Origin of the sequence: Acinetobacter sp. GD03645, assembly GCF_029845285.1 — a bacterium.
GTDB lineage: Bacteria > Pseudomonadota > Gammaproteobacteria > Pseudomonadales > Moraxellaceae > Acinetobacter > Acinetobacter corruptisaponis.
Genome location: NZ_JAOCLL010000017.1, coordinates 39,330 through 62,805, shown reverse-complemented (window position 1 = coordinate 62,805; position 23,476 = coordinate 39,330). Strand labels below are relative to the sequence as shown.

Annotated in this window: 27 protein-coding genes, 2 tRNA genes and 1 pseudogene; 23 read left to right on the top strand and 7 right to left on the bottom strand. The window is 43.7% G+C overall.

The window, feature by feature from the left end; genetic code table 11:
• Nucleotides 1–13 precede the first annotated feature (13 nt).
• Both N5J47_RS13835 and N5J47_RS13830 read left to right on the top strand, forming a co-directional pair.
• Entirely contained in the window at nt 14–2,014 is a 2,001-nt protein-coding gene (locus tag N5J47_RS13835; RefSeq protein WP_279960384.1) for a capsular polysaccharide biosynthesis protein, read from the top strand.
• A gap of 5 nt (nt 2,015–2,019) precedes the next feature.
• The gene (locus N5J47_RS13830) at nt 2,020–3,207 is read left to right on the top strand and encodes a capsular biosynthesis protein (protein WP_279960404.1); all 1,188 of its coding nucleotides are present in this window, start codon (nt 2,020–2,022) and stop codon (nt 3,205–3,207) included.
• A 15-nt stretch (nt 3,208–3,222) separates the two neighbouring features.
• Here the strand turns inward: N5J47_RS13830 and N5J47_RS13825 are convergent, their stop codons facing one another.
• The gene (locus N5J47_RS13825; protein WP_279960383.1) at nt 3,223–3,690 is read right to left on the bottom strand and encodes an Lrp/AsnC ligand binding domain-containing protein; all 468 of its coding nucleotides are present in this window, start codon (nt 3,688–3,690) and stop codon (nt 3,223–3,225) included.
• A 139-nt stretch (nt 3,691–3,829) separates the two neighbouring features.
• On the opposite strand from N5J47_RS13825, the gene N5J47_RS13820 reads away from it, so the two are divergent.
• From N5J47_RS13820 to N5J47_RS13810, 3 genes are read left to right on the top strand one after another with little or no spacing between them, the layout of a single operon-like run.
• Nucleotides 3,830–5,086, top strand: coding sequence for a D-amino acid dehydrogenase (locus tag N5J47_RS13820; protein ID WP_279960382.1), 1,257 nt, complete (start codon nt 3,830–3,832; stop codon nt 5,084–5,086).
• Nucleotides 5,087–5,110: 24 nt separating this feature from the next.
• Nucleotides 5,111–6,214, top strand: a complete 1,104-nt coding sequence (gene alr / locus N5J47_RS13815; protein WP_279960381.1) for an alanine racemase — start codon at nt 5,111–5,113, stop codon at nt 6,212–6,214.
• 10 nt (nt 6,215–6,224) lie between these two features.
• A complete protein-coding gene (locus N5J47_RS13810) occupies nt 6,225–6,584 on the top strand; it encodes a RidA family protein (RefSeq protein WP_279960380.1) in 360 nt (119 codons plus the stop codon).
• 84 nt (nt 6,585–6,668) lie between these two features.
• Here N5J47_RS13810 and N5J47_RS13805 read toward each other — a convergent pair.
• Both N5J47_RS13805 and N5J47_RS13800 read right to left on the bottom strand, forming a co-directional pair.
• Nucleotides 6,669–6,744, bottom strand: a tRNA-Gly gene (locus N5J47_RS13805).
• Nucleotides 6,745–6,789: 45 nt separating this feature from the next.
• Nucleotides 6,790–6,865 (bottom strand) — tRNA-Gly (locus N5J47_RS13800).
• Nucleotides 6,866–7,092: 227 nt separating this feature from the next.
• Between N5J47_RS13800 and N5J47_RS13795 the strand changes: the two genes are divergently transcribed.
• From N5J47_RS13795 to N5J47_RS13775, 5 genes are all read left to right on the top strand, one after another.
• Nucleotides 7,093–7,401: a BolA family transcriptional regulator gene (locus tag N5J47_RS13795; RefSeq protein ID WP_279960379.1), complete on the top strand. Its 309-nt coding sequence runs from the start codon at nt 7,093–7,095 to the stop codon at nt 7,399–7,401.
• 9 nt (nt 7,402–7,410) lie between these two features.
• Complete coding sequence (locus tag N5J47_RS13790; RefSeq protein ID WP_279960378.1) at nt 7,411–7,803, top strand: SirB2 family protein; 393 nt, start codon at nt 7,411–7,413, stop codon at nt 7,801–7,803.
• An 81-nt stretch (nt 7,804–7,884) separates the two neighbouring features.
• Nucleotides 7,885–8,727, top strand: a complete 843-nt coding sequence (locus N5J47_RS13785; RefSeq protein WP_279960377.1) for a ParA family protein — start codon at nt 7,885–7,887, stop codon at nt 8,725–8,727.
• A 9-nt stretch (nt 8,728–8,736) separates the two neighbouring features.
• Nucleotides 8,737–9,126 (top strand): hypothetical protein, encoded by a 390-nt coding sequence (locus N5J47_RS13780; protein ID WP_267981814.1) that lies wholly within the window; start codon nt 8,737–8,739, stop codon nt 9,124–9,126.
• 209 nt (nt 9,127–9,335) lie between these two features.
• Entirely contained in the window at nt 9,336–9,926 is a 591-nt protein-coding gene (locus tag N5J47_RS13775; RefSeq protein ID WP_279960403.1) for a LysE family transporter, read from the top strand.
• Between the two features lie 12 nt (nt 9,927–9,938).
• Here the strand turns inward: N5J47_RS13775 and N5J47_RS13770 are convergent, their stop codons facing one another.
• Entirely contained in the window at nt 9,939–10,577 is a 639-nt protein-coding gene (locus tag N5J47_RS13770) for a DedA family protein (RefSeq protein ID WP_279960376.1), read from the bottom strand.
• A 235-nt stretch (nt 10,578–10,812) separates the two neighbouring features.
• Here N5J47_RS13770 and N5J47_RS13765 point away from each other — a divergent pair, with 235 nt between their 5' ends.
• A complete protein-coding gene (locus N5J47_RS13765) occupies nt 10,813–11,235 on the top strand; it encodes a DoxX family protein (protein ID WP_267981812.1) in 423 nt (140 codons plus the stop codon).
• 134 nt (nt 11,236–11,369) lie between these two features.
• Nucleotides 11,370–11,744 carry a NirD/YgiW/YdeI family stress tolerance protein gene (locus N5J47_RS13760; RefSeq protein ID WP_279960375.1) on the top strand — a complete coding sequence of 125 codons (375 nt, stop codon included), beginning with the start codon at nt 11,370–11,372 and terminating at the stop codon, nt 11,742–11,744.
• 64 nt (nt 11,745–11,808) lie between these two features.
• On the opposite strand, the gene N5J47_RS13755 is transcribed toward N5J47_RS13760, so the two are convergent.
• Nucleotides 11,809–13,035, bottom strand: a complete 1,227-nt coding sequence (locus N5J47_RS13755; protein WP_267981902.1) for a DUF445 family protein — start codon at nt 13,033–13,035, stop codon at nt 11,809–11,811.
• Between the two features lie 435 nt (nt 13,036–13,470).
• Between N5J47_RS13755 and guaA the strand changes: the two genes are divergently transcribed.
• From guaA to N5J47_RS13700, 11 genes and pseudogenes are all read left to right on the top strand, one after another.
• On the top strand, nt 13,471–15,039 hold the full coding sequence (gene guaA / locus N5J47_RS13750; protein WP_267981810.1) for a glutamine-hydrolyzing GMP synthase: 1,569 nt from the start codon (nt 13,471–13,473) through the stop codon (nt 15,037–15,039).
• A 57-nt stretch (nt 15,040–15,096) separates the two neighbouring features.
• A complete protein-coding gene (locus N5J47_RS13745; protein ID WP_279960374.1) occupies nt 15,097–15,879 on the top strand; it encodes an ANT(3'')-II family aminoglycoside nucleotidyltransferase in 783 nt (260 codons plus the stop codon).
• Between the two features lie 9 nt (nt 15,880–15,888).
• Nucleotides 15,889–15,975, top strand: a pseudogene (locus tag N5J47_RS13740) (hypothetical protein); the annotation flags it as partial.
• Between the two features lie 160 nt (nt 15,976–16,135).
• Nucleotides 16,136–16,477: a hypothetical protein gene (locus tag N5J47_RS13735; protein ID WP_279960373.1), complete on the top strand. Its 342-nt coding sequence runs from the start codon at nt 16,136–16,138 to the stop codon at nt 16,475–16,477.
• 304 nt (nt 16,478–16,781) lie between these two features.
• Nucleotides 16,782–17,309, top strand: coding sequence for a PadR family transcriptional regulator (locus tag N5J47_RS13730; protein WP_279960372.1), 528 nt, complete (start codon nt 16,782–16,784; stop codon nt 17,307–17,309).
• A 14-nt stretch (nt 17,310–17,323) separates the two neighbouring features.
• On the top strand, nt 17,324–17,713 hold the full coding sequence (locus N5J47_RS13725; protein WP_279960371.1) for a transcriptional repressor: 390 nt from the start codon (nt 17,324–17,326) through the stop codon (nt 17,711–17,713).
• 21 nt (nt 17,714–17,734) lie between these two features.
• Complete coding sequence (locus N5J47_RS13720; protein WP_279960370.1) at nt 17,735–18,037, top strand: DUF3861 domain-containing protein; 303 nt, start codon at nt 17,735–17,737, stop codon at nt 18,035–18,037.
• Nucleotides 18,038–18,056: 19 nt separating this feature from the next.
• Nucleotides 18,057–18,332, top strand: coding sequence for a DUF2798 domain-containing protein (locus N5J47_RS13715; protein WP_267981805.1), 276 nt, complete (start codon nt 18,057–18,059; stop codon nt 18,330–18,332).
• 150 nt (nt 18,333–18,482) lie between these two features.
• A complete protein-coding gene (locus tag N5J47_RS13710; RefSeq protein ID WP_279960369.1) occupies nt 18,483–19,430 on the top strand; it encodes a pirin family protein in 948 nt (315 codons plus the stop codon).
• Complete coding sequence (locus N5J47_RS13705) at nt 19,427–19,825, top strand: OsmC family protein (protein WP_279960366.1); 399 nt, start codon at nt 19,427–19,429, stop codon at nt 19,823–19,825. The genes N5J47_RS13710 and N5J47_RS13705 overlap by 4 nt, the downstream gene beginning before the upstream one ends.
• A gap of 96 nt (nt 19,826–19,921) precedes the next feature.
• Entirely contained in the window at nt 19,922–20,575 is a 654-nt protein-coding gene (locus N5J47_RS13700) for a glutathione S-transferase (protein ID WP_267981802.1), read from the top strand.
• A 62-nt stretch (nt 20,576–20,637) separates the two neighbouring features.
• On the opposite strand, the gene N5J47_RS13695 is transcribed toward N5J47_RS13700, so the two are convergent.
• Together N5J47_RS13695 and argS are read right to left on the bottom strand one after the other, a co-directional pair.
• The gene (locus tag N5J47_RS13695; RefSeq protein ID WP_267981801.1) at nt 20,638–21,246 is read right to left on the bottom strand and encodes an SPOR domain-containing protein; all 609 of its coding nucleotides are present in this window, start codon (nt 21,244–21,246) and stop codon (nt 20,638–20,640) included.
• 211 nt (nt 21,247–21,457) lie between these two features.
• The gene (argS, locus tag N5J47_RS13690) at nt 21,458–23,323 is read right to left on the bottom strand and encodes an arginine--tRNA ligase (protein WP_279960365.1); all 1,866 of its coding nucleotides are present in this window, start codon (nt 23,321–23,323) and stop codon (nt 21,458–21,460) included.
• Nucleotides 23,324–23,476 lie beyond the last annotated feature (153 nt).

Genomic DNA, 23,476 nt, shown 5'->3' with positions numbered 1-23,476 from the left:
TTGTGAGTAATTAATGGAAAATATACCCTCTGGAATACGAAAGATATTATTTATAGATCAATTTTTGCTCAATCTGGATAAAAACACCTATGTAGGATGGGGACGAAAAAAAAGTTTTTTTCGAGCGAAAAAATTATCCAAAAAATATAATACCTCATGTATCTGCTTAGAGGATGGATTTATTCGATCACTGGGTTTAGGAAAACTGAATGTACCGCCTCTATCATTGGTGATGGATAGGGCTGGAATCTACTTTGATGCTTCTATGTGTTCTGATCTGGAAAAGTTAATTAATCAACCAGAACAAGTACAGCAGAATATTCGGGCAAGACATTTAATTGAAAAGATTCTTGAACTTAAAGTAACCAAATATAATCAATACTTTATTTCTTTGGATGTTACTTTATTTAATACTCAGAAAAATATCCTGATTGTAGACCAAACTTTTGGAGACCAGTCGATTCAGTATGCTCTGGCATCGGAAGACTCTTTTCAGCAGATGCTGGAACATGCCTGTTCACATCATCCTGATGCTACGATTTGGATTAAAACTCATCCTGATGTGATTGTTGGAAAAGCAAAAGGACATTTTCCCTCATCATTGAATAAGAATCATAGAATTCGCTTTATTTCAGAAAATTATAATCCAATCGAATTATGTCAGATGATGGCAGAGGTCTATGTAGTTAGTTCACAACTTGGCTTTGAAGCACTATTGTGTGGCAAGCCTGTTCACTGCTTTGGTATCCCTTGGTATGCAGGCTGGGGCTTAACTCAGGATCACATAACACTCCCTGATGCTGTTCTTAATCGCAGAGTTGAGCCACGTTCCCTGGAACATTTGTTTACATGTGCTTATTTAAAATATGCAAAGTATGTTTCTCCTGTGTCCCATCAATTATGTGAGTTGGAAGAAATACTGGATATTCTTGCACCAAATTTACAATTTCAACAACGATTGGTGCACCAGAATATTGTGGTTTATGGGTTTAGTCGTTGGAAACGTCAATTTATTGCTGATTATCTTGGATTTCCATCGATTAACTTAAGATTTATGCAGTGGCGAAAACCTAAAAAAAATCAGTATGTGGTTGCTTGGGGAGGAAAAGCAAAAACATTAAAACAATCTGGTTATCAACATGTATGGACAGTTGAGGATGGTTTTTTGCGTTCTTTGGGTCTGGGTGCTAAGTTAATTCGCCCTTTTTCATTGGTTTTTGATGACTTAGGAATTTATTACGATGTAACAGCACCCTCACGATTAGAGGTTTTGCTGAACCAGGTACAATTGACCGTGGAGCAGACAAAACGTATTCAATGGCTGATACAAGAAATTGTGCAACAGAAGTTGACGAAATATAATGTTGGTGAAGTTGTACCTACAAAACTTCCACAAATTGCTTTGAATAAAAAAGTATTATTGGTTATTGGACAGGTCGAAGATGATTTATCTGTACAATTTGGTGGGATTGATATTAAAACCAATGAAGCCCTGATTAAAGAGGTAAGGGCAAACAATCCAGAAGCTTATATCATTTATAAGCCTCATCCAGATGTGGAGACAGGATTACGTAAGGGTAAAGTTAGTCAGGACGTGATGAATGCACATATTGATCATATTGAAGCCAAGCTTTCCATTATAACACTGTTTGAATATGTTGATGAAATTCACACAATAACCTCTTTATCGGGATTTGAAGCACTTTTGAGGGGGCTTAAAGTATACTGTTATGGAATTCCTTTTTATGCAGGGTGGGGATTGACCGTTGACCGTCATCATTGTCCAAGGCGGAACCGTAAGTTAATGTTAGAGGAGTTGGCGTATACCACCTTGATTGAGTATCCAACCTATAATTTGCCGCATACGCGAAAAATGCAAATTCCATTGGTGACACCAGAGCATGTATTACAACATATGCTTCATCTACAACAGGTGAGGTCTATGCAACCTACATATCGGGGGTCATGGCTATTTACAAGGTTACGCCAGTTAAAAAATACAGTTTTAAGGTAGATGCATTGTCTAAATTTTTAGATGAATTATTAGCAGCTCATCGAGTTTTGCTGCTACAAGGTCCAGTTGGTCCTTTTTTTGCTGATTTAGCTGATTGGTTAATCTCTAAAGACGTTGAATGTTTTAAAGTTAATTTTAATGCTGGTGATTGGCGTTACTATGCTGCTCGGCCAAATATTTGGCACTATCGGGCCAAGGCGGACCAGTTTGATCAGTGGTTGACTAATAAAATTAAAGAAAATCAAATTGATGCAATTATTTGCTTTGGTGATTGCCGTTTTTATCATAAACAGGCCAAATTGGTTTCCCAGTCACTCAATAAAAAGTTTTATGTATTTGAAGAGGGTTATATTCGCCCTGATTACATTACTTTTGAGAAGAATGGGGTCAATAATTATTCCAGTTTTTCGCAGGATTTTTTAAGTCAGTCAGTAGTCGATAAACCAAAGAATAAGTTAACGAATAGTGACAATCAATATTCTCTTATGGTATGGAGTGGTTTCCAGTACTATTTATTCTGGACCCTATTTTTCTGGTTATACCCTTTTTATTTACATCATCGTGGTTATGGGCCAGTGATGGAATGTTATTATTGGCTAATTTCAGCCATACGTAAAATCAAAAATTCCCTTATAGAACCCCCATCTTTTGAGAACCTGATCGTTAAACAAGATCACAATTATTTTGTTTTTACTCTCCAGGTGCATAATGATTCTCAGGTTCGGGTGCATAGTCACTATCAGGATATCCGAGACTGTATTACTGAAGTGATTACTTCTTTTGCTGTTAATGCACATCCTGAGCATCACTTGGTTTTTAAACATCACCCAATGGATCGGGGTTATCGACATTATGGTCGTTTCATTCAGCGGTTGGCAAAAAAGCATGGCATTCAAGACCGTGTGCATTATTTTTGTGATGTGCATTTACCAACTTTGCTGAAGCACAGTTTGGGATTAGTTACGATTAATAGCACGACAGGCATTCAGGCACTTTACCACCATATCCCAGTCAAAACTTTGGGGCAGTCCCTATATGATTTACCTCGGCTTACGGCGCAGATGGATTTAGATCAGTTCTGGCAGGCACCTCCCACGCCAGATGAAGATTACTTTCATTTGTTTCGGGAAAGCCTGATTCAGGTCACGCAGCTCAATGGTGCGTATTACGGCAAGCACTTCTGGATGAAATAGCCAAAAGTAATTGTTTTATATTCCCATATCTAAATATAAGGACTCCTTGACTTCCTCCATCACCACATAGCTATGTGATGAAGCTGAAGCGGGGAGTTTTTTTAATAAATCTCCAAGCAGTCGACGATAGGCACTCATTTCCTTAAGGCGTGCCTTGACCAGATAGTCAAACTCGCCTGAGATCAGGTGACACTCCAATACTTCTGGAATGTCCACTAAATCTCGTGCCACCTGATCAAAAACATCACCCGATTTGGCGGAAAGCTTGATCTCCAGAAACACCAGCAGGTTGCGGTCAACGTGGGCAGGATTAAGTCGGGCATAATAGCCCATGATGATACCCTCACGCTCCAGGCGCTTGACCCGTTCTGAACAGGGAGTGGTTGACAGGTTAACACGTGAGGCAAGTTCACTGATCGCGATGCGCCCTTCACGTTGCAGGATGTCTAAAATCAGGCGATCAATACGGTCCAGTTTACGCATAGAGTATTCCCTTTTATTTTAATTTTTTCGTGATGAAAATATGAAATTACCTGGATTATAGTCATAAAAATAGTGAAAAAAACTATTGATGCAAAAATATACTAGTTAAATAAACTAGTGTGGGCGCGAGGGAAGCATTATGCGCGTAATCGTTTTAGGAAGTGGCGTCATTGGTGTGGCAAGTGCCTATTATCTTGCACAGCAAGGTGCGCAGGTGACAGTGCTTGACCGTCAGGCAGGTCCTGCCAGGGAGACCAGTTTTGGCAATGCGGGCCAAATCTCCCCTGGATATTCAACTCCATGGGCAGCACCTGGTATCCCATTTAAGGCCGTCAAGTGGATGTTCCAGCATCATGCACCGTTGGCAATCAATATTGATGGCAGTATGTGGCAGTTGCAGTGGATGGCACAGATGCTAAAAAACTGTAATCCACACAGCTATGCGGTGAACAAGGAACGCATGATGCGTGTTGCGGAGTATAGCCGTGACTGTCTACGTGATTTAAGGGCACAAACGGGTATTCACTATGAAAACCGTTCTAAAGGGACGCTACAGGTTTTTCGTAGTGATGCGCAACTTGAGGCGGTACAACGCGACATTCAGGTATTGAAAGAATGTGGTGTGGATTTTAATTTACTCAATGCCGAAGAGCTTGGCAGTGTTGAACCTGCACTGGCCCACACCGATAAACTGGTGGGTGGTTTACATTTGCCCAATGATGAAACAGGTGACTGTTATCTATTTACCAATGCTTTGGCAAAAGTTGCCCAAGACTTGGGTGTTGAGTTTAAGTTTGATCAAAATGTCGAGAAACTGATCGTTGAGGGGGATGAGGTCAAGGGGGTGATGGTCAATGGCGCTATCCTGACCGCAGACCGTTTTGTGCTGGCATTTGGCAGCTATTCACGTGATTTTCTTAAACCGCTGGAATTAAATTTGCCTGTTTATCCTGTTAAAGGCTATTCATTAACGATTCCGATTGTTGAGCCAAAATTTGCCCCACAGTCCACCGTGCTGGATGAAACCTACAAGGTTGCGATTACCCGTTTTGACCAGCGGATCCGTGTCGGTGGCATGGCGGAGTTAAGTGGCTTTAATCTGGGCTTGAATGATGACCGTCGTGCGACGTTGGAAATGGTCACCCAGAACCTGTTCCCAGGCGGAGACTTGAAGCAGGCATCATTTTGGACAGGTTTGCGTCCAATGACGCCAGATAGCACGCCGATCATTGGCGCAACCAAATACAAGAATCTGTTCCTGAATACGGGCCACGGCACTCTAGGCTGGACCATGGCATGCGGTTCAGGAAAACTGGTGAGCGATCTGGTACTTAATCATCGTCCAGACATCAGTACCGATGGCCTGTCAATCCAGCGTTATTCACACGCGGCGTAATGGCCCCCTACAAGGAAGTTTACTATGCCACGTCCAATTACTGCAGTGATTCATACCCAGGCACTGTGTCAAAACCTGAAAGTGATCAGGCAGTCTGTGCCAGAGAGCAAGATTTTTGCTGTGGTGAAAGCCAATGCTTACGGGCATGGCATTGAACGCGTTTATGAATCATTCAAGACAGCAGATGGTTTTGCCTTGCTCGATATTGATGAGGCAAAGCGTTTACGTGCCTTGGGCTGGGCGGGTCCAATTTTGCTGCTTGAAGGGATATTCTCGCCTCAGGACCTGTTTGACTGTGCACAGTATCAACTGAGCTTTACCATGCATAGTGAGCAGCAGGTTGCATGGTTGCAGCAGCATATCTACCCAGCCCAGTTTGATATTTTCCTGAAAATGAACAGTGGAATGAACCGATTAGGGTTTAAGCCACAGCAATACCGTGAAATCTGGTGGCAGTTGAGCCAGTCCGCCCATGTTGCCACGATCACCCATATGATGCATTTCTCGGATGCGGATGGAGACCGTTTTGGAGATCAGGGGATTGACTATCAACTGACGGAGTTTGAAACCACCATTCAGGGCTTGCCAGGTGAAAGGTCGGTTAGTAACAGTGCCGCCATCCTAAGATATCCGCATCAGATTCAGTCGGATTATGTCCGTGGCGGCATCATGCTGTATGGAAGCTCGCCAGACTATCCAAGACACAGCATACAGGACTGGGGACTTGTGCCAACCATGAGTCTGCGCAGTGAGATCATTGCCATCCAGCGGTTGAATGCCAATGAAAGTGTGGGATATGGTTCAAGTTTTGTGGCGGGCCAAGCCATGACCATTGGCATTGTCGCATGCGGTTATGCGGATGGGTATCAGCGTATTTCACCAACAGGTACACCCGTGCTGGTCAATGGTATCCGTACCCAGACCATTGGCCGTGTCAGCATGGACATGCTGGCGGTTGACCTTACCCCAGTCACTGATGCTGAGGTGGGCAGTGAAGTGGTGCTATGGGGTAAATCCCGTACAGGAACAGTTCTCGCAATTGACGAGGTCGCGGCAGCATCAGGCACAGTGGGCTATGAACTGATGTGTGGTGTCACTGCGCGTGTCACATTTATAAACCAGCAATAAGGACGTCATGATGTCAAATTCAGATATTCAGAAAATCAACACCACTGAAGTAATGAGTGCCGTAACGGTATTTAACGAGGTGGTGTATTTGTCAGGGCAGGTGCCTAAAAATGCCGATTTGGATATTGAGGGGCAAACCCGAGAAGTACTGGCAACCATTGAGCAGCTTTTGGCTTTAGCAGATACCGATAAATCTCGTTTACTGTCGGCCCAGCTATTTTTAAAGGATCTTTCAGACTTTCCAGTTGTGAATGCGATCTGGGTAGACTGGTTAAAGGGGCATGTTGCACCCTCGCGCGCCACAATCCAGGCTGATCTGGTCAATCCAAAATGGTTAATTGAGATTGCGGTCATTGCAGCACAGAAATAATACAGTCATTTCAAAATTTGCATTCACTTAAAGTTTCTAAAACAAGAAAAAAGCCCTAATCATTTGACTAGGGCTTTTTAAATTTGGAGCGGGAAACGAGACTCGAACTCGCGACCCCAACCTTGGCAAGGTTATGCTCTACCAACTGAGCTATTCCCGCATATTGAGCAGTTTTTACTAAAACTTACACTTAAAAAAACCAATCTGGAGCGGGAAACGAGACTCGAACTCGCGACCCCAACCTTGGCAAGGTTATGCTCTACCAACTGAGCTATTCCCGCGTGCCAGCTATAATACATTAAGCAAAACAACGGTCAATAACTTTATGCAAAGAAATTGCTTAATTGCATAAAATAAAAGCATTTTCAGCCTAAAAACTAGGAAAAACGCACTTTTACTCAGGATTGGGTGATTCAGACATCGAAGTCGCTGTGAAATCTCAACAGACCCACCACTTTCAGTCATGTATACTTGGCAACTATCTCAATCTGACCTGACAGAGTGACCGATGAATTTAGAACAACAGTTGATTGAACGTTTACAAACCTTGGCACCTATCCATCTTGAGGTGATCAATGAGTCGGCAGGGCATGGGGGATATTTCCCAGGCAAGGAATCCCACTTTAAGGTGATTGTGGTGAGTGAGGAGTTTCAGGGGCTGCGTCTGGTACAGCGCCATCAAAAGGTCTATGCCGTTGCGGCAGGGTTGATGAGTCCTGGGCAGATTCACGCACTGGCAATTCACGCCTATATTCCAGCGGAATGGCAGGGGCAGGCACCTGCAAGCCCTGAATGTGCCCATGCACCAAAAAACTAAGGATCAATGATGGACGCACATTTACTCACTAAAATTGTTCATATGTCGGCTGTAAGTTTACTGATTCTGGTATTTTTTACCCGTGCGGCAACCCTATATATGGGTGTCAGGGACCAGCAGCCCAACAGCCATGCGCGTAAAGGTTTTGTGGCATTACAGCATCTATCCCTCACCCTGATTATTGTGACGGGTGCGGTTCTACTGTTTATGAATAAATTTGATGTACAGCCATGGTTTTATGCCAAGATCATTCTATTTTTTGTGTTGTGGTCTTCCCTGATCAAAACCTACAAGAAAGATGACAGTATCTTGCTGGTGCAGCGGCGTGCTGGTTTATTGATCGGTACGGTGGCGCTGGTGGGGATTCTGGGGCTGGTCATCATTAAACCAGTTTTTGCGTAATTGTTTGACATTGTTTTAGTAATTGTTTTGGCTCTAGGTTAAACTGCGTGCAGTTTACAAAAATCTTGTTAGAGGGAAATCATGTTAACTCGTGTGGTATTTAACCAAAAAGGTGGTGTGGGGAAATCAAGTATTGCAGTCAACCTGGCTGCAATTAGTGCGCAGCAGGGCTTAAGAACCCTGGTGATTGACCTTGATCCACAAGCAAACTCAAGCCAGTACCTTTTGGGTGAAGATGCCACCTATTCTGCCGATAAGGCAGCATTGGAGCCAAACATTGAAAACTTCTTTGAGGATGTGTTGGGAACCGCACAGCAAAAGGGTTTGATTGGTAATGCTATTGGTTCGATCCTAAAAGCGCCACGCGGCAAGGGACTGGACAGCTATGTGCACCGTTCCGCTTTCGCAAATCTGGATGTGATTCCTGCCAGCCCAAGCCTGGGTGCGCTGGAGCATGCGCTGGAGAGCAAGCATAAAATTTATAAATTACGTGACTCGATTCAGGCGCTCAGCGCCCGCTATGACCGTATCTTTATTGATACACCACCAGCATTTAACTTCTTTACCCTGTCTGCGCTGATCTCGGCAGACCGTGTGCTGATTCCATTTGACTGTGATGTGTTCTCAAAACGTGCGTTACAAACTTTGATTGAAAATGTGATCGAAACCCAAGATGATCATAATGATCGCTTGGAGATTGAAGGGATTGTGGTCAATCAGTTCCAGTCTCAGGCAAAACTTCCCCGTGAAGTGGTTCAGCAGTTAAAGGATGATGGTTTACCCGTGCTGGAAAGCATGTTGCCGCCATCAGTATTGATGAAAGAATCACATCAGAAGAATTTACCCTTGATTCATTTGGCATCTGAACATAAATTGACCGTTGCTTATGTCACGCTGTTCAATGAGATTGAGTCAAAGAAATAAGAGAATCTTATGAAACGCTTATATTGGATGCCTGTGTTGGCAGCGAGTATGTTGTTGGGTGCCTGTGCATCGACGGTTAAACCAGCCTACGTGTCACCCACCCAGTACCAGTCGCTCAATTGCCAGCAGTTGCAGGCAGAGTACAACCGTATCCAGCAGTATATCGACAATGGCGTGCAGACACCAAAACGTACAGGTGTGGGCGTGGGTGTTGGACTCGGTGGTGGCTGGGGCAAGGGCGGATGGGGCTTTGGTCCATCCATCTCGGTCAATATGGGGCAGTCAATGAACACCAAGAATACCGAGCTTGCCAACGTGCTTGGACAGCAGGATGCCATTGTGCAGGCGGCACAGTTCAAGGGGTGTCCAATTATTGTGAAGCAACGTCCAAAATCATAAGTGTTGATCTTCTGTCACCGTGGTTTGCCACGGTGGCATATAACTAAATTTTAGCAAAATGTTTCAATAAATGACTAATAAAATCAATATATTGTAAATTTTAAAGCACTGATCCTGCGTATTTTCCCTCTCAGACAACATCCTAAAATTTGTGTTCTTGTCCCAAATTCGTTTAAGGTGGCGGGCGTGTAGGGTTATTCGGTATGTCTATGATTGAGAGTTGGTTTTTTGTTTTTGCGATGATCGCGGTGTTATTGATTCCTGGGCCGACCAATGCTTTACTCGCCAGTTCAACCCATCAACAAGGTGTATTGAAAACCCTGCCGTTTATTCCTATGGAATGGTTGGGTTATGTCTATGGCATCGGGTTGTGGGCACTCTTTATCCATCTGTTCCATCCCATCTGGCCAGCACTCACCCACATTCTGCATGTTGCCAGTGTGGCTTATGTGTTATGGCTGGCCTTTCATTTATGGAAAAGTTCACACCTGCAAAAACATGACCAGCATCACCCACATATCCGAACACCGCAGTTGTTTATCTCGGCCTTGCGAAACCCTAAAACCTTGCTGCTGGCGGCAGGGATTTTTCCCAGCGAAACATGGGACTCGGTAGAGAATACAGTTCTGGTGTTTGCGGTGTTCAGTGTGGTGCTGATCCCTGTTTCAATCTTCTGGATGGTGTTTGGCCGTGCCTTGCTGGCAGGTAGTCTGGTTGGAATCAAGGCCGACCATTTATATAAAGGATCGGCCATGCTGCTGCTGATGTGTATGTTGCCAATGATCTTTCGTTTCTTCTAGGCAGACATTGAATTATTGTGATTTACGGTTATTCAGTTTTTGGCGAATAAAACCAATCACACCTGGCAGGATACTGATAATGATGATACCAAAAATGAGGTGGGTGAAGTTGTCTTTCACAATTGGCATGTTTCCAAATAAATAACCGAGGGTAATGAAAGAGGCAACCCAGCAGAAAGCGCCAACCACATTATAGGTCAGGAAAAACTTGTAGTTCATGCTGCCTGCACCCGCAACAAAAGGTGCAAAGGTGCGTGCAAATGGCACAAAACGAGCAAAGATAATGGTTTTTCCACCGTGACGCTGAAAAAACTGCTGGGTGTTGATCAAGTGCTGCTGATTGATAAAACGTGAGTTGATTTCAAATACACGTGGGCCAATGTAGCGGCCAATATGGTAATTGACGGTATCACCCAATACCGCTGCGATAAACAGCAGGATACCGAGTGCCCATGGGTCCATGGCACCCGTTGACGCAGCCAGCGCACCCGCAGCGAACAACAGGCTGTCGCCTGGTAAAAATGGCATCACCACCAAACCAGTTTCAACAAAGATGATTAAAAACAGAATGGCATAAATCCATATGCCATAATTGGTAATGAACTCTAAAAGATGTTCGTCAACGTGCAGAATAAAATCAATGAGTTCCATAAAATGTGAATACAATAAATTTGAGCTAAATCCTAGCAGTGCCTTTAGGGAAAGTCAGTATAAAAAGCAAAATTATTGGTAACTTTACAATGTGATTGAAAAATGATGGATTGAGGTGAAAAAGACTTTTTTGTTGCAAATATGGAATGATGTATTCACAAATATGCTGTTTATTGCAAAATAAAACATTCCTACACTGTTGTCATGTTAAAAAATAAACAGTGTGGAGCTGATCATGTTTAATCCGAATGTCGTTGTAAAAAATATCGTCACACAGCCGAGCGTTGAGAATATTGTGACGCTGGTGGCGCGTATCTTGATTGCACAAATTTTCCTGATTTCTGGCTGGGGTAAAATTACAGGTTATGCTGCAACTGCACAGTATATGGAATCGATGGGGGTACCTGCTGCACTGTTACCCCTCACCATTTTAGTTGAGTTTGGTGGTGGCCTAGCCCTATTGTTCGGTTTTCAGGCACGCTTTGCTGCCTTTGGCTTGGCAGTTTTTAGTGTCTTAACGGCTTTCTTGTTCCATGATTCAACGGATCACAGCCAGCAGATTAATTTCATGAAGAATGTTGTCATGGCGGGTGGGCTACTTTATGTGATGCTGTATGGCGCAGGTCGTTTGAGTCTTGACCATGTAATTGAAAAGTAGTGAACAGCAATCCCGCTTTTGTTAGCGGGGTTAGGTATATACATAAATAAAGTTTACTGTTGATTACAAACTTAAGCCGACAGAACAATAAATTTCTGTTTAGATCATAAGAGTTTAATACAGGATAGGTAAAAATGAAAAAAATGATTGCGGGCTGTGGCATTGTGTTGTTGACAGCTTTATCAACGGCCACCTGGGCTGGTAAACCTGACCAAGCCATTGTGCAGGAAGCGGCCAAAAATGTGGTTACAGCCACTCAGGCGGCCAAGCTGGCTGATGAAACAGGGGTAACCTTAACGGGCCAGATTGTGAAGCATCTTCAGAGTGACCATTACGAATTTAAGGATGCAAGTGGTTCAATCAACGTTGAGGTGGATGATGACATCTGGCGTAAGGCAGGTTTGAAAGTAGGTGACCATGTGCGTCTGGTGGGTGAGGTGGATACACATCGCTATAAACCAACCGATGTTGAGGTGATCAGCATTGAAAAGGTTACGCATGCTCATTAATTTTTAAATCATAAAAAAACAGGGAGCCAATTGCTCCCTATTTTTAATTGTACGGATTTTAGATTTACAGCATAAAGTGGATCTGCATTTCCCCAACAAGGAAACCTAGCACCGCACCTACAATGATCAACGACCATTCATCTTCTTTAAATGCAGGTCGGAGCATTCCCTCAAACTCTTCAGGACTCAGTTGTTGCATGCGTTCAATCAGGGTGTTACGGATGTTCATGGCATCTTCAGCATAGGATTCCACATAACGCATGGTTTCTGGCAGTTGCTGTAAAATACGTTCAGCCACTTCGCTCTTAAGGTTTTGATATTTTTCACCGCCAATCGCATACACCACCAGTGGGCGAACAATACCTGCCTGTAAGTCAATTTCCTGCTTAACATGGCGGCTGACCAGTTCAATCACCTTGTCTGAGTGTGTGCCAGAAAACAGCTCTTCCATCATGTTGCGGGAGGTGAGCAACTGTTTGGAAATCAATGCTGCATAATCAGCAGCGACCTCATTCTGACGTTTAATAAATAAACCCTGCATGGTAAAACCCATGATTTTTTTTGGGTATAGTGGTCTAAACATCAAATGTAAAGCAATCCAGTCACTAAAGAAGCCGACGAAACCACCAAACATTGGCAGTAACCAAGGATATTTCCCCTGGGTGACGACCCACACCGCCATTTGCACCACACCAATCGCAAAGCCAAACACAAAGCCAATATTGCTAAAGAACTTAAACTCTTGCCTGCCAACTTTTTTAAAGATCTCGTTGAGCAGCCGTTTATCCTTGAGCAGGTTGCTCACGACCATGTGTTTAATATCAAAGTATTTGATGACATCTTTTTGCACCTCGCCCATGATATGCTCAACAATTTCAGGTGCTTTGTCCTGCACACGCTTGATCAGCTTTTTGCGGGCAAACTCTGGCATGCCTTCCCATAAACCAGGATGGTATTCCTGTGCAACCTCGCGGGTAATGTCTTCGGCAGCGGCCATCAGGGGTTTTTCAATTTCCTGGGCGATACGTTTGGGGTCGAGTCTGGCAAAAATTTCCTGTGGTTTAATCAACTTGGAGGTCATTAGCTCAACGGCAGTGGTTGCCATCTTTTCAGCCTTGCGGGGAACAATCCCTTGCCATCCAATTGGAAGACCAAATAACCTTAATCCCTTAAATTCAAGTGGTGCAAACATCATTTGAATTGCAATCACTTTGGTCACATAGCCAATAAAACCACTGATAAACGGGATTGAAATATATAACCAGAAATTCTGTTGAAAATCCGCAATCATTTCTTGAAACATTATTGTATTGGTCCTTCAAGTCCTAATTGTTGCCCGTGAATGGGCAAGCCATAGATGATAGTGAAATATTTTAGGACATTGGCGATGCACCAATTTCCCTTATAGGCTTTTTAATTTTCCTTTGCTCAAGGACATCGCCACTCTATAAAAAGGAAACGATGTAGTCGATTGAATACCTTTCCATGGTAACGCATCTCTAACTCAACATCTTAGCACCAATTTTTGCTTTGTGTTGAGCAGAATGGGCAAGAATTGTTGATTTAACTCTCTTTTATCCGCATGTTCGGCTGAGATTTTGGTTTAAATATCAGGCCTGATTGACAACCACAGCTAAAAAATAAGATAGATGATGAATTGCGGTGCGTCAAAGCGTGAAAAATGCTAGAATATGGCGCTTAATTCATTTGCCTTTAATGATTCGCCATGACGACCAATACTCAAATTACTGAAGATCGTATCCTGATTCTGGATTTCGGCTCTCAATATAGCCAGCTCATTGCACGTCGTGTACGTGAAGCGGGTGTCTACTCTGAAATGTATGCGTTCGATATGTCTGAGGAGGATATTCGCGCATTTAATCCAAACGGGATTATTCTGTCAGGTGGCCCTGAGAGCGTGCATCAGGAGGGTAGCCCACGCGCACCTCAGGTGGTGTTTGAGTTGGGTGTGCCAGTACTGGGTATTTGCTATGGACTGCAAACCATGTCTGAGCAACTTGGCGGTAAGGTGGAGCCAGGTACGGTACATGAGTTTGGCTATGCCGAGGTTGACATTCTGGTGCGTGACCAGTTGATTGGCAACTTGCAGGATCGTGAAAACCAGCTTCATGTCTGGATGAGTCATGGTGACAAGGTCAGCGCAATTCCTGAGGGTTTCAAGGTGACCGCAAGTACACCAAGCTGCCCATTTGCTGCGGTCAGTGATGAAACACGCCGTTTCTATGGTGTGCAGTTCCACCCAGAAGTGACTCACACCGCGAAAGGTGCGGAACTTCTTTCTAATTTCGTGCATCAAATTTGTGGTTGCCGTGGTCTTTGGACACCAGAACACATTATCGACTTACGTGTGGAACAATTACGTAAACAAATTGGTGATGAAAAGGTTCTGTTGGGCTTGTCTGGCGGTGTGGACTCATCTGTGGTTGCCGCATTGTTGCATAAGGCGATTGGCGACCAGCTTACCTGTGTGTTTGTGGACAATGGCCTGCTTCGTTTAAACGAAGGCGATCAGGTGATGCAGATGTTCGCGGACAACATGGGAATCCGAGTGATCCGTGCTGATGCTGAAGAACGTTTCTTAACTGCGTTGGCGGGTGAAGTTGATCCTGAGAAAAAACGTAAAATTATTGGCCGTGAATTTATCGAAGTGTTTGCAGAAGAGGCACGTAAGCTTGATGGCGTGAAATTCTTGGCACAAGGTACGATTTATCCAGACGTGATCGAATCTGCTGCAAGCAAACAGGGTAAGGCACACGTGATCAAGTCACACCACAATGTGGGTGGTCTGCCAGAAGACCTGGCTTTTGATCTGGTTGAGCCATTGCGTGACCTGTTTAAGGATGAAGTGCGTAAACTAGGTACAACACTTGGTTTACCGCATAGCATGATTTACCGTCATCCATTCCCAGGCCCAGGTTTGGGCGTGCGTATCTTGGGTGAAGTGAAGAAAGAATATGCTGACATTCTTCGTCTTGCTGATGACATCTTTATGCAGGAACTTCGTGTGAGTGGTTGGTATGACAAGACTGCGCAAGCCTTTGCAGTGTTCCAGCCCGTGAAATCTGTGGGTGTCGTTGGTGATGGTCGTCGTTATGCATGGGTGATTGCGCTTCGTGCCGTTGAAACGGTTGACTTTATGACAGCTCGTTTTGCGCACTTACCGTATGAATTGGTTGATAAAATCTCAACCCGTATCATGAACGAAATTAAAGATGTTTCACGTGTGGTATACGACGTGTCATCTAAACCACCAGCAACGATTGAGTGGGAATAAGACCAAAGGCAGGATGAAAATCCTGCCTTTTTTATGCGATTGACAAAGAGGTAAAGCATGTCCGAAACCTTGCAACTCGAACAGTTAACAGCATCTCTACAGCAGCTTTTGGGTGAGTCCCTGTTTGCCATTTATCTGTATGGTTCAGCTGTTGATGGCGGGTTAGGTCCAGAAAGTGATCTGGATGTTTTGGTTGTGGTGAGTCAAGCACTGACACTCCAGCAACGACAGCAACTGGCAGAAACCTTATTACACATTTCGCATCCGATTGGTGCTGCACAGCGTGCACTTGAAGTCACCATCGTACGCAAAGATCATGTTGTTTCAGGAAGTTATCCTCTCAGTTACGAACTACAGTTCGGGGAGTGGTTACGGGATGAGTTAAGCCAAGGTGATATACTTAGCGAACATGCAGACCCAGATCTGAGCATTTTGCTGAAGAAAGCACAAATGCATCATCGGACTTTGTTCGGGCCAAGTTTGACACAGTGGTCAACGGCGATTCCTGAACAGCAACTCTGGCAGGCAATGGCTGACACCTATCCATCAATTGTGGCGCATTGGGATGAGGATGCCGATGAACGTAATCAGATTTTGGCCTTATGCCGTATTTATTTTAGCTTGGTGACGAAGGAGATTGTGCCTAAAGATCAAGCCGCACACTGGGTAATGACTCAGTTACCGCCGCAGCATCAACCCGTTTTGCAGCGAATGATCCAAGAATATAAAGGTGAGATAGGCAAGCAAAACTGGCAACAACAGCATCAGGCTTTAGGTCCTGTTGTTGATTTCCTTAGTATGAAAATAAAAGTGCTTTTAAAACAAAAAATACATAAATAATAAACATTTCAATATCTGCGTGCTGATTACAAGATCAAGCATGGCAATGACTTTGGTGAAGACCGTTTGTTTGTGAACTATACGAAGCGGTCTTAATCGTATTCAAGGTCGTAAAAAAGAGTGCCTGAGCACTCTTTTTATTTCTTTATGATGATATTTTCTTTTAAATATCAATTTCGAATAAGGTTTATTCTGTAATAATTAAATTGATATTTATAATGTGAACATATTATCGAAAATAATATAGAGGTGTAAAATGAGTTTTTCCACAAAACTACAAGTTAGATATACTGATTTTGATGAAGTTGATCTTTCATTTCAAAAGAATAAAATTTTAGAAATATTAGCGAATGATGGAATTCATGAAGATGTCTATAGTGACCTAGTTAATGCCTTTAATCATGGTGAAGAAAGCATCAATATTGATCCTGTTTATTGTTTAGAATTAATAGAAAAAATATCAACGCTATTTTCTGGAAAAAATTTTGAATGTCGAGGGCTTGGGGATGAATATTTCTATACATGGATTCTTTGTGTTGAAAATGGTCAGATTATTTTTAAAAACCAACCATGGGAAAGTGAAAATCCCTTTGTTTAACACAACAAACATTATTTTTTAAATAATATTGAAAGCAATTATTTTAGTTTTAAATCAGCAACCTAGATGCAAAGATTATATTTAAAATGATTCGGTTGTTTTGAAATGAAATTCGATACTTGTTACCAAAAAAAGAGTGCCTACGCACTCTTTCTTATTACGTAACCCTCCAAAAGTTCTTTTGAGAATAAATAACTTAATAAATATCAAAATATTAAAATTTAAAGATATATCTTAACTTGATAAAAGATATATTAAGATATATCTTAATATGCGTAAATTAAGCAATATGAGAAAAATAAAGATGAACCATTCATCAGATCATCATGAAAGCGAACGTGATACACATCATCGGGAGCATCACCGAACAGGCCGTCGTGGACGCTTGTTTGAATCAGGGCGAATGAAGCTTTTGGTTTTACATTTGATTCAGCAAAGTCCAAAACATGGTTATGAAATTATTAAGGAAATTAGTGACCTGGTGGGGGATGGTTATAGCCCGAGTGCAGGCACAATTTATCCAACGCTGACCAGTTTGGAGGAAATGAATTTTATTTCACTACTTGATGCTGAACGTAAGCAATATCAGGTGACCGAATATGGCGAGGCTTACCTGAAAGAGCAGCAGGAGATGCTGGATGGATTACTGGAAAAGCTGCGACTGCGACGTGAGATTCACAACAATGACCAACTGATTGAGATTCATCGTGCGATGGAGAATTTAAAAACCGCACTGCGTTTAAAGTTGAATATTGCGGATTTGCAACAGGAGCAGATTTATCAAATTGCTGAAAAGATTGATCAGGCTGCAATTGCGATTGGGCGCCTATAAGTTGGGAGCAAGCGATGTTACAGCTACAACAAAAAATCAGGCAGGCAGGATTAAGGGTAACACATCCACGTATGGCGGTTTTGTCCTTATTGGCACAGCAAACAGAAGACCTTACGGTGAAGCAAATCTACCAGCAATTGCATGCGCAAAAACAGCAGTTAAGTTTGGCAACGGTCTATCGTGTGGTCAGTGATTTGGTGGTGGCAGGTTTGCTTGCCAGTGATCAGTTTCATCGTGCCGAGACGAAATTTAACCTCCCCACTTTGTCTAAAAGTCAACTGCTGCAAATTCGTTGCACAGATTTAACCACAGCAAAGCAGGCACAATTTTTACAGTCGCTGAAAGTTGTGTTTAAGCAATATCAAGTTGACCTGATGCAGGTCGAAATTAAGGAAAGTGCTTAAAAAGGCATATTGGAGAACATTATGAAACAACATCAATACCATGTCACCGTACAGCATTTAAAGGACCCGAAAGGGCTGGCTTCAACCTACACAGAGCGTCTGGAATTTTATACGGGCAACCATGATGACATTTTTGAGATCGTCGAACGTTTGAAGAAAGCGGAGTTTTTTGACGATCAAACCACCACATCATTTGCGGTTGGTCTGAAACTGTTTAGTGAGGTCATGCTGGAAAATCGTGATCATCCCCTATTTGAAGAATTTTTCCCTCAGTTTGGCCAGTTTATGAAAAACCTAAAACAGCAGGTGAGGAAATCAGCATGATGATGAATGGTAACAGAAAATGGGGAGGTCAAAATTGACAACAAAAAAACGATTTATGGCCAAGCTGCCAGCAAAGTATGCGGGCTGGATTATACCTTTACTCTTGTCATGTTTAATGAGTGGAACCATATCATTCATTAACCTGCTTATGAATATGGGTTTTAACACAGGCTTTATCAACCAATGGCTTGCCACCTGGATGTTTTCCTGGGCGATTGCCTATCCTGTGGTGCTGGTTTTCTTGCCATTGGTGCGACGCCTAACGGGCCTGATTGTGGAGATGCCACCCCACTGAGCGAAAGAATGCTGATTATCAGTCCTGAGTCAGGATTGTCCCATGCATAACACTCTGCGTATTACCAAAAGACTATATTGAATGGGGTTTGTGTTGCTAAGATCAATAAAACAACTCATTGCAATAGCATAGGTAAAAGAGAGCGATATCATGAGCAATAATAATGATTACGATATTTCTGATTCAAAAGACTGTGAAACCTACATCAACCAATTTATTCAGGAATTCACCATACGTTCAGCCGAAATTGGCAAGGGGACAGTCATCAAGCGTGCCCTGCCTAGCCGCCACAAGCGTCTGGTGGGTGCATGGTGTTTCCTTGACCATGCGGGGCCTGTCAGTTTTCCTGCGGGTGATGGCTTGGATGTTGGACCTCATCCACATATCGGTTTGCAGACATTCACATGGATGATTGAAGGTACCATGATGCATACCGACAGCCTTGGTTCAAAGCAGTTGATTCGTCCAAAACAGGTCAACCTGATGACAGCGGGGCATGGGATTTCGCATACTGAGGTGGCGCCTGATACTGAAACCAAAATGCACGCGGCACAATTGTGGATTGCCTTGCCTGATGCCAAGCGCGATATGCAGCCCAAGTTTGAGCATTATCCAGAATTACCTGTGGTCAGCAAGGATCAGGTTGAGTTTACGGTGCTTGTGGGGGAGTTTTTACAAACCGTGTCGCCTGTTCAGGTGCATACAGCATTGGTGGGTGTGGACTTGACCGCACAGGCCAACACCAGAACCCGTATCCCCCTTAATCCAGAGTTTGAGTATGCCTTTATGGCACTTGAGGGTACTGCTCGGGTCAATGGACATGAACTGAATACCGATAATATGGTGGTGCTGGAAACAGGGTTAACTGAGATTGAGGTCGAACTGATTGAGGGCCATCGCCTGTTGTTGATTGGTGGTGAACCATTCGAATCGCCAATTCTATTGTGGTGGAATTTTGTTGGGCGCACGATGGAGGACTTACAACAGGCACGTGAGGACTGGATCAACCATAGTGCGCGTTTTGGTGAAATTCCTGATTATCTAGGTAAACGACTGGAAGCACCTGCTTTGCCTGATCAAATGAGGGCTTCAAAATGAGTATAATCGCCAGTGCAAACGTTCAAGCATTGCCTGAACCCTGGAAAGGAGAGGTGAGCAGTGGAATACACCAGTATCTGACAGATAAGCCAGAGGCGTTTGGTGGGCATGATACAGGTCCAGCTCCTTATGATTTCCTGAGCGCCAGTTTGGCATCGTGCACCATGATCACCTTGCGGATGTATGCCAAGCATAAGGAAATCGATTTGGGCGAGTTTAGCGTGGAGGTCGACTTCCATAGCAATCGTGAGCAACAGGAACGGATTGAACGTCGGGTAATATTTAAACAACCTGTTTCACAAGACTTAAAAGAAAAACTTCTTAATGTGTGTAGTAAAACGCCTGTCACTAAAACTTTGTTACGTAGTTTAGACATTCAGACCATGATTGTTTAAGACTAAAGTGCTATTGTGCTTGAGCAAAATATAATTCTAAACGCAATTGTCAGAGGGATGAACACGGCAGTTGCGTCGCACAAAGCAGGCACAAAAATGATTACCTTACATTATCTGCAATGCTCACGTTCTTTCAGGATTCTGTGGGCATTAGAGGAGCTTGGTGTGGACTACCAGGTTGAGTACTACCAAAGAACATCCAGCTATGCCGCCCCTGAAAGTTTAAAGAAAATCCACCCGCTGGGAAAAGCCCCGATTCTGGTCGATGATGATGAGGTGATTGTGGAGTCGGCAGTCATTCTGGATTATCTACAGCAGGAATATGATGAACAGCAGCAATTCAAGCCGCCACATCCCAAAGAGCAGCGCCAGTATTCCTACTGGATGCACTATGCAGAGGGGTCACTGATGCCATTGCTGGTCATGACGCTAGTGATGAATAGTGTGAGCAAGCATGTGCCCTGGGTCATCCGTCCGATTGCACAGAAGATCACTGATGGGGTAAAGGCAGGCTTCGTGCGCCCGCGGGTAAAAGAGCATATTCTCTACCTGGAAGAATATTTGGCGAAACATGAATATTTTGCAGGCGATTTTTCCTTTGCGGACATTCAAATGGCTTTTCCACTGATTGCGATTCAAAATCGACTGCATGGAAAATATCCCAATATTCAGGCCTTTGTCCAGCGTGTTCAGCAGCGTCCAGCGTTTCAGCATGCTGAGCAGAAAAGCCTGCATTCACAATGTGCTTAAAGCCAGATATAAAATAGAAAAAAGGGGAAACATACCGTTTCCCCTTTTTAATTCTAAATTTATTAACGCTTGATCACGATGGAATCAATGCCGCTATGTTGCAGGGTTTGTTGTGCCGCCAGTGCCGCATCCTGACTATCATAAGGACCAGAGAAAACACGGTACCATGTCTGGCCATTTTCCACTGTTTTAACCACATCGGCAGATAAGCCATTCAAGATAATTTCGGCACGACGGGCATCGGCACTATCAGGATCAGGATAGCTGCGTACCTGTAAAATATAAGTTGGACGGGCTGGAACTGTTTCTTCAGTTGCCGTGATATTTGCAGGGTTTTCCACTGTGGTTGTTTCAGGTTTTGGTGACTCAATAATGACCACATTGCCCTGCTGCTTGGTTTCTGGCACAGCCTGTTCAGGAATTGGCGTCACCTGCTGTTGTGGCAACAGGTCATAGAAACGGTAGTCCTTGTTGGTGTCCTCTTCCTGATCATGTGGAGAAGTCACCTGAGTCTTGGTAGGAACAGGTTGCCACGGCTGCCAAAGCATCAACATGACACCCACGCATAGAATCGCCAGAATTGCGACAAGCATCCCCAGCCATTTTGGAATGAGTGGTTTTTTTGGCTTGTTTGGTCGTTCAGATACACCACGTTGCGTTTTTCCAAACACCTGAAATTCCTCTTGATTCTATTATGTTATGGGTCACTTGAATCTTCGGTAAACAAGGCATTATGTCTAACATATGCTTTGTTTACCGTAATGCCTACTGTATATCTTATATTGTGCAGTTTAAGCAACATTGTTCCGCAAGTGTCTTGCTTTGGCATAGCCCTTGTCTTGTCTCCTGAGCGACAACTTTGCGTAAACAGAGGTGCTTTGCTTACATCGCCTCAGGAGCAGACACACCAAGCAATTCTAAACCATTGTGTAGCACTTGCTGTACGTTGATTGAAAGCAATAAGCGGGCTTGTGTAAGTGATGCATCATCACTTAAAACCTTATGTTCATTGTACCAACCGTGGAACAGGGCGGCCAATTCCTTGAGATAGTTGCCGATCTGGTGTGGTTCATAGGCATTTGCCGCACGTACCAGAATGTCAGGATACGCGGCAAGCTTGGACAAGATTTCAGTTTCAGCATCAAGTTCTAGGCGGTTGGCATGCTCACGTGCTGCTGCGGCATCAATATTGATGCCTGTAGAAGCGGCTTTTTCCAGCATACGGCAAATACGGGCATGTGCATATTGAATGTAATACACCGCATTGTCCTTGCTTTGTGAAACCGCAAGGTCTAGGTCAAAGTCGATGTGTTGTTCAGACTTACGCATGACATAGTAGAAGCGCGCTGCATCGTTGCCCACTTCTTTGCGTAGGTCACGTAAAGTCACGAACTGACCAGAACGTGATGACATCTGCACCATCTCACCGCCACGCCATAAGCTGACGAACTGTACCAAAAGAACAGTCAATTTTTTCGAGTCATAACCCATTGCATCAATCGCGGCCTTGACACGTGAAATATAGCCGTGGTGGTCTGAACCCCAGATATCAACCAGGTCGGTATAACCGCGTTGCAGTTTATTCAGGTGATAGGCAATGTCTGAGGCAAAATAGGTGGTTTGACCATTACGACGTTTCACCACACGGTCTTTCTCATCACCAAATTCGGTTGACTTAAACCAGATGTTGCCATCCTTTTCATAAAGGAAGCCACGTTGATCCAGTGTTGCCAGTGCTTCATCAATCTTTTCGGTTAATGATGCTTCACTAAACCATTCATCAAAGGTCACGCCAAAGTCAGCGAGATCGTCCTTGATGTCATCCAGAATGGCATGTAAAGCCGCTTGATGGAAAACGCGATAACCAGCACCTAACAGTTGTTGTGAATTGGCAATCAAACCATCGATATGTTTTTCCTTGTCACCAGAAAGAACCACTTTGTTGCCATCCGCATCCAGTTCATCCGCATATTGCACATCTTCTGGTACATTTTGATAGACGCTTAGAACAGAAATATCGCCATTAAAGTTAGCAAGGAGTTTGACTTTTTCTTTTACTGTTAAGGAGTCTTTATCAAGGTCAACAGGATGTACATAAGCATCACCATCTTTATCAATAATCGTTTGCGCGATTTCCTTAACATAGTCGCCCTGATAGGCATTTTTAGGAAAAACCAGCTTCTGGCCCAGTAATTCCAGATAACGTAAATAGGTTGAGGTCGCCAAGATATCCATCTGACGGCCAGCATCGTTGACATAGTATTCGCGGTCAACCGTGGCACCTGTTGCCTCCAATAAATTGGCAACTGTCATACCGTAAGCAGCACCACGTCCATGCCCCACATGCAGGCTAGAGGTTGGGTTTGCGGAAACAAACTCCACCTGAATCTTCTTGGCTGCATTGGCCTGGCTGCGGCCATATTGGTCTTTTTGTGTTTGAATCTGGTCAAGCACAGCAAAGCGCTGGTCTGCGTTTAAAAAGAAGTTGATGAAGCCAGGCCCAGCGATTTCTGCTTTGCTAATGTCAGCCACTTCTGGGAGTGCCGCCAGAATTTTTTCAGCAAGATCGCGTGGTTTCATGCCAGCTGGCTTGGAGCCGATCATGGCGATATTTGAGGCGAAGTCTCCGTGACTTCGGTCTTTGGTACGGGTTAAATGGCTCGTATTGGTCCAATCGGAAGGAAGTACCCCTTGTTGTTGAAGGGATTGTACCGCATGATCAAGCGCTGATTGTATTGCCGTATTCATAGTTACCGAAATAAGTGTCGCGGAAAAACGCTAAATATAGCAAATTTTGTGGTTTTCACCAAATTGGCAAGAGATTGATTAAAGTTGTAATGGAGTAGTTAGATGAATGGGACCATCTATTGTTTGAAATCAGGCGTGTGGGTTGAAGAAATT

Coding starts and splice junctions, on each gene's coding strand:
- N5J47_RS13770 (WP_279960376.1), bottom strand. CDS start 10,577: ATGGAACTCATTGATTTTATTCTGCACGTTGACGAACATCTTTTAGAG.
- N5J47_RS13795 (WP_279960379.1), top strand. CDS start 7,093: ATGAATTTAGAACAACAGTTGATTGAACGTTTACAAACCTTGGCACCT.
- N5J47_RS13780 (WP_267981814.1), top strand. CDS start 8,737: ATGAAACGCTTATATTGGATGCCTGTGTTGGCAGCGAGTATGTTGTTG.
- N5J47_RS13755 (WP_267981902.1), bottom strand. CDS start 13,035: ATGATTGCGGATTTTCAACAGAATTTCTGGTTATATATTTCAATCCCG.
- N5J47_RS13765 (WP_267981812.1), top strand. CDS start 10,813: ATGTTTAATCCGAATGTCGTTGTAAAAAATATCGTCACACAGCCGAGC.
- N5J47_RS13775 (WP_279960403.1), top strand. CDS start 9,336: ATGATTGAGAGTTGGTTTTTTGTTTTTGCGATGATCGCGGTGTTATTG.
- N5J47_RS13700 (WP_267981802.1), top strand. CDS start 19,922: ATGATTACCTTACATTATCTGCAATGCTCACGTTCTTTCAGGATTCTG.
- N5J47_RS13715 (WP_267981805.1), top strand. CDS start 18,057: ATGGGGAGGTCAAAATTGACAACAAAAAAACGATTTATGGCCAAGCTG.
- N5J47_RS13705 (WP_279960366.1), top strand. CDS start 19,427: ATGAGTATAATCGCCAGTGCAAACGTTCAAGCATTGCCTGAACCCTGG.
- N5J47_RS13760 (WP_279960375.1), top strand. CDS start 11,370: ATGAAAAAAATGATTGCGGGCTGTGGCATTGTGTTGTTGACAGCTTTA.
- N5J47_RS13710 (WP_279960369.1), top strand. CDS start 18,483: ATGAGCAATAATAATGATTACGATATTTCTGATTCAAAAGACTGTGAA.
- N5J47_RS13745 (WP_279960374.1), top strand. CDS start 15,097: ATGTCCGAAACCTTGCAACTCGAACAGTTAACAGCATCTCTACAGCAG.
- argS (WP_279960365.1), bottom strand. CDS start 23,323: ATGAATACGGCAATACAATCAGCGCTTGATCATGCGGTACAATCCCTT.
- N5J47_RS13810 (WP_279960380.1), top strand. CDS start 6,225: ATGTCAAATTCAGATATTCAGAAAATCAACACCACTGAAGTAATGAGT.
- N5J47_RS13820 (WP_279960382.1), top strand. CDS start 3,830: ATGCGCGTAATCGTTTTAGGAAGTGGCGTCATTGGTGTGGCAAGTGCC.
- N5J47_RS13790 (WP_279960378.1), top strand. CDS start 7,411: ATGGACGCACATTTACTCACTAAAATTGTTCATATGTCGGCTGTAAGT.
- N5J47_RS13825 (WP_279960383.1), bottom strand. CDS start 3,690: ATGCGTAAACTGGACCGTATTGATCGCCTGATTTTAGACATCCTGCAA.
- N5J47_RS13835 (WP_279960384.1), top strand. CDS start 14: ATGGAAAATATACCCTCTGGAATACGAAAGATATTATTTATAGATCAA.
- N5J47_RS13720 (WP_279960370.1), top strand. CDS start 17,735: ATGAAACAACATCAATACCATGTCACCGTACAGCATTTAAAGGACCCG.
- guaA (WP_267981810.1), top strand. CDS start 13,471: ATGACGACCAATACTCAAATTACTGAAGATCGTATCCTGATTCTGGAT.
- N5J47_RS13730 (WP_279960372.1), top strand. CDS start 16,782: ATGAACCATTCATCAGATCATCATGAAAGCGAACGTGATACACATCAT.
- N5J47_RS13735 (WP_279960373.1), top strand. CDS start 16,136: ATGAGTTTTTCCACAAAACTACAAGTTAGATATACTGATTTTGATGAA.
- N5J47_RS13725 (WP_279960371.1), top strand. CDS start 17,324: ATGTTACAGCTACAACAAAAAATCAGGCAGGCAGGATTAAGGGTAACA.
- alr (WP_279960381.1), top strand. CDS start 5,111: ATGCCACGTCCAATTACTGCAGTGATTCATACCCAGGCACTGTGTCAA.
- N5J47_RS13785 (WP_279960377.1), top strand. CDS start 7,885: ATGTTAACTCGTGTGGTATTTAACCAAAAAGGTGGTGTGGGGAAATCA.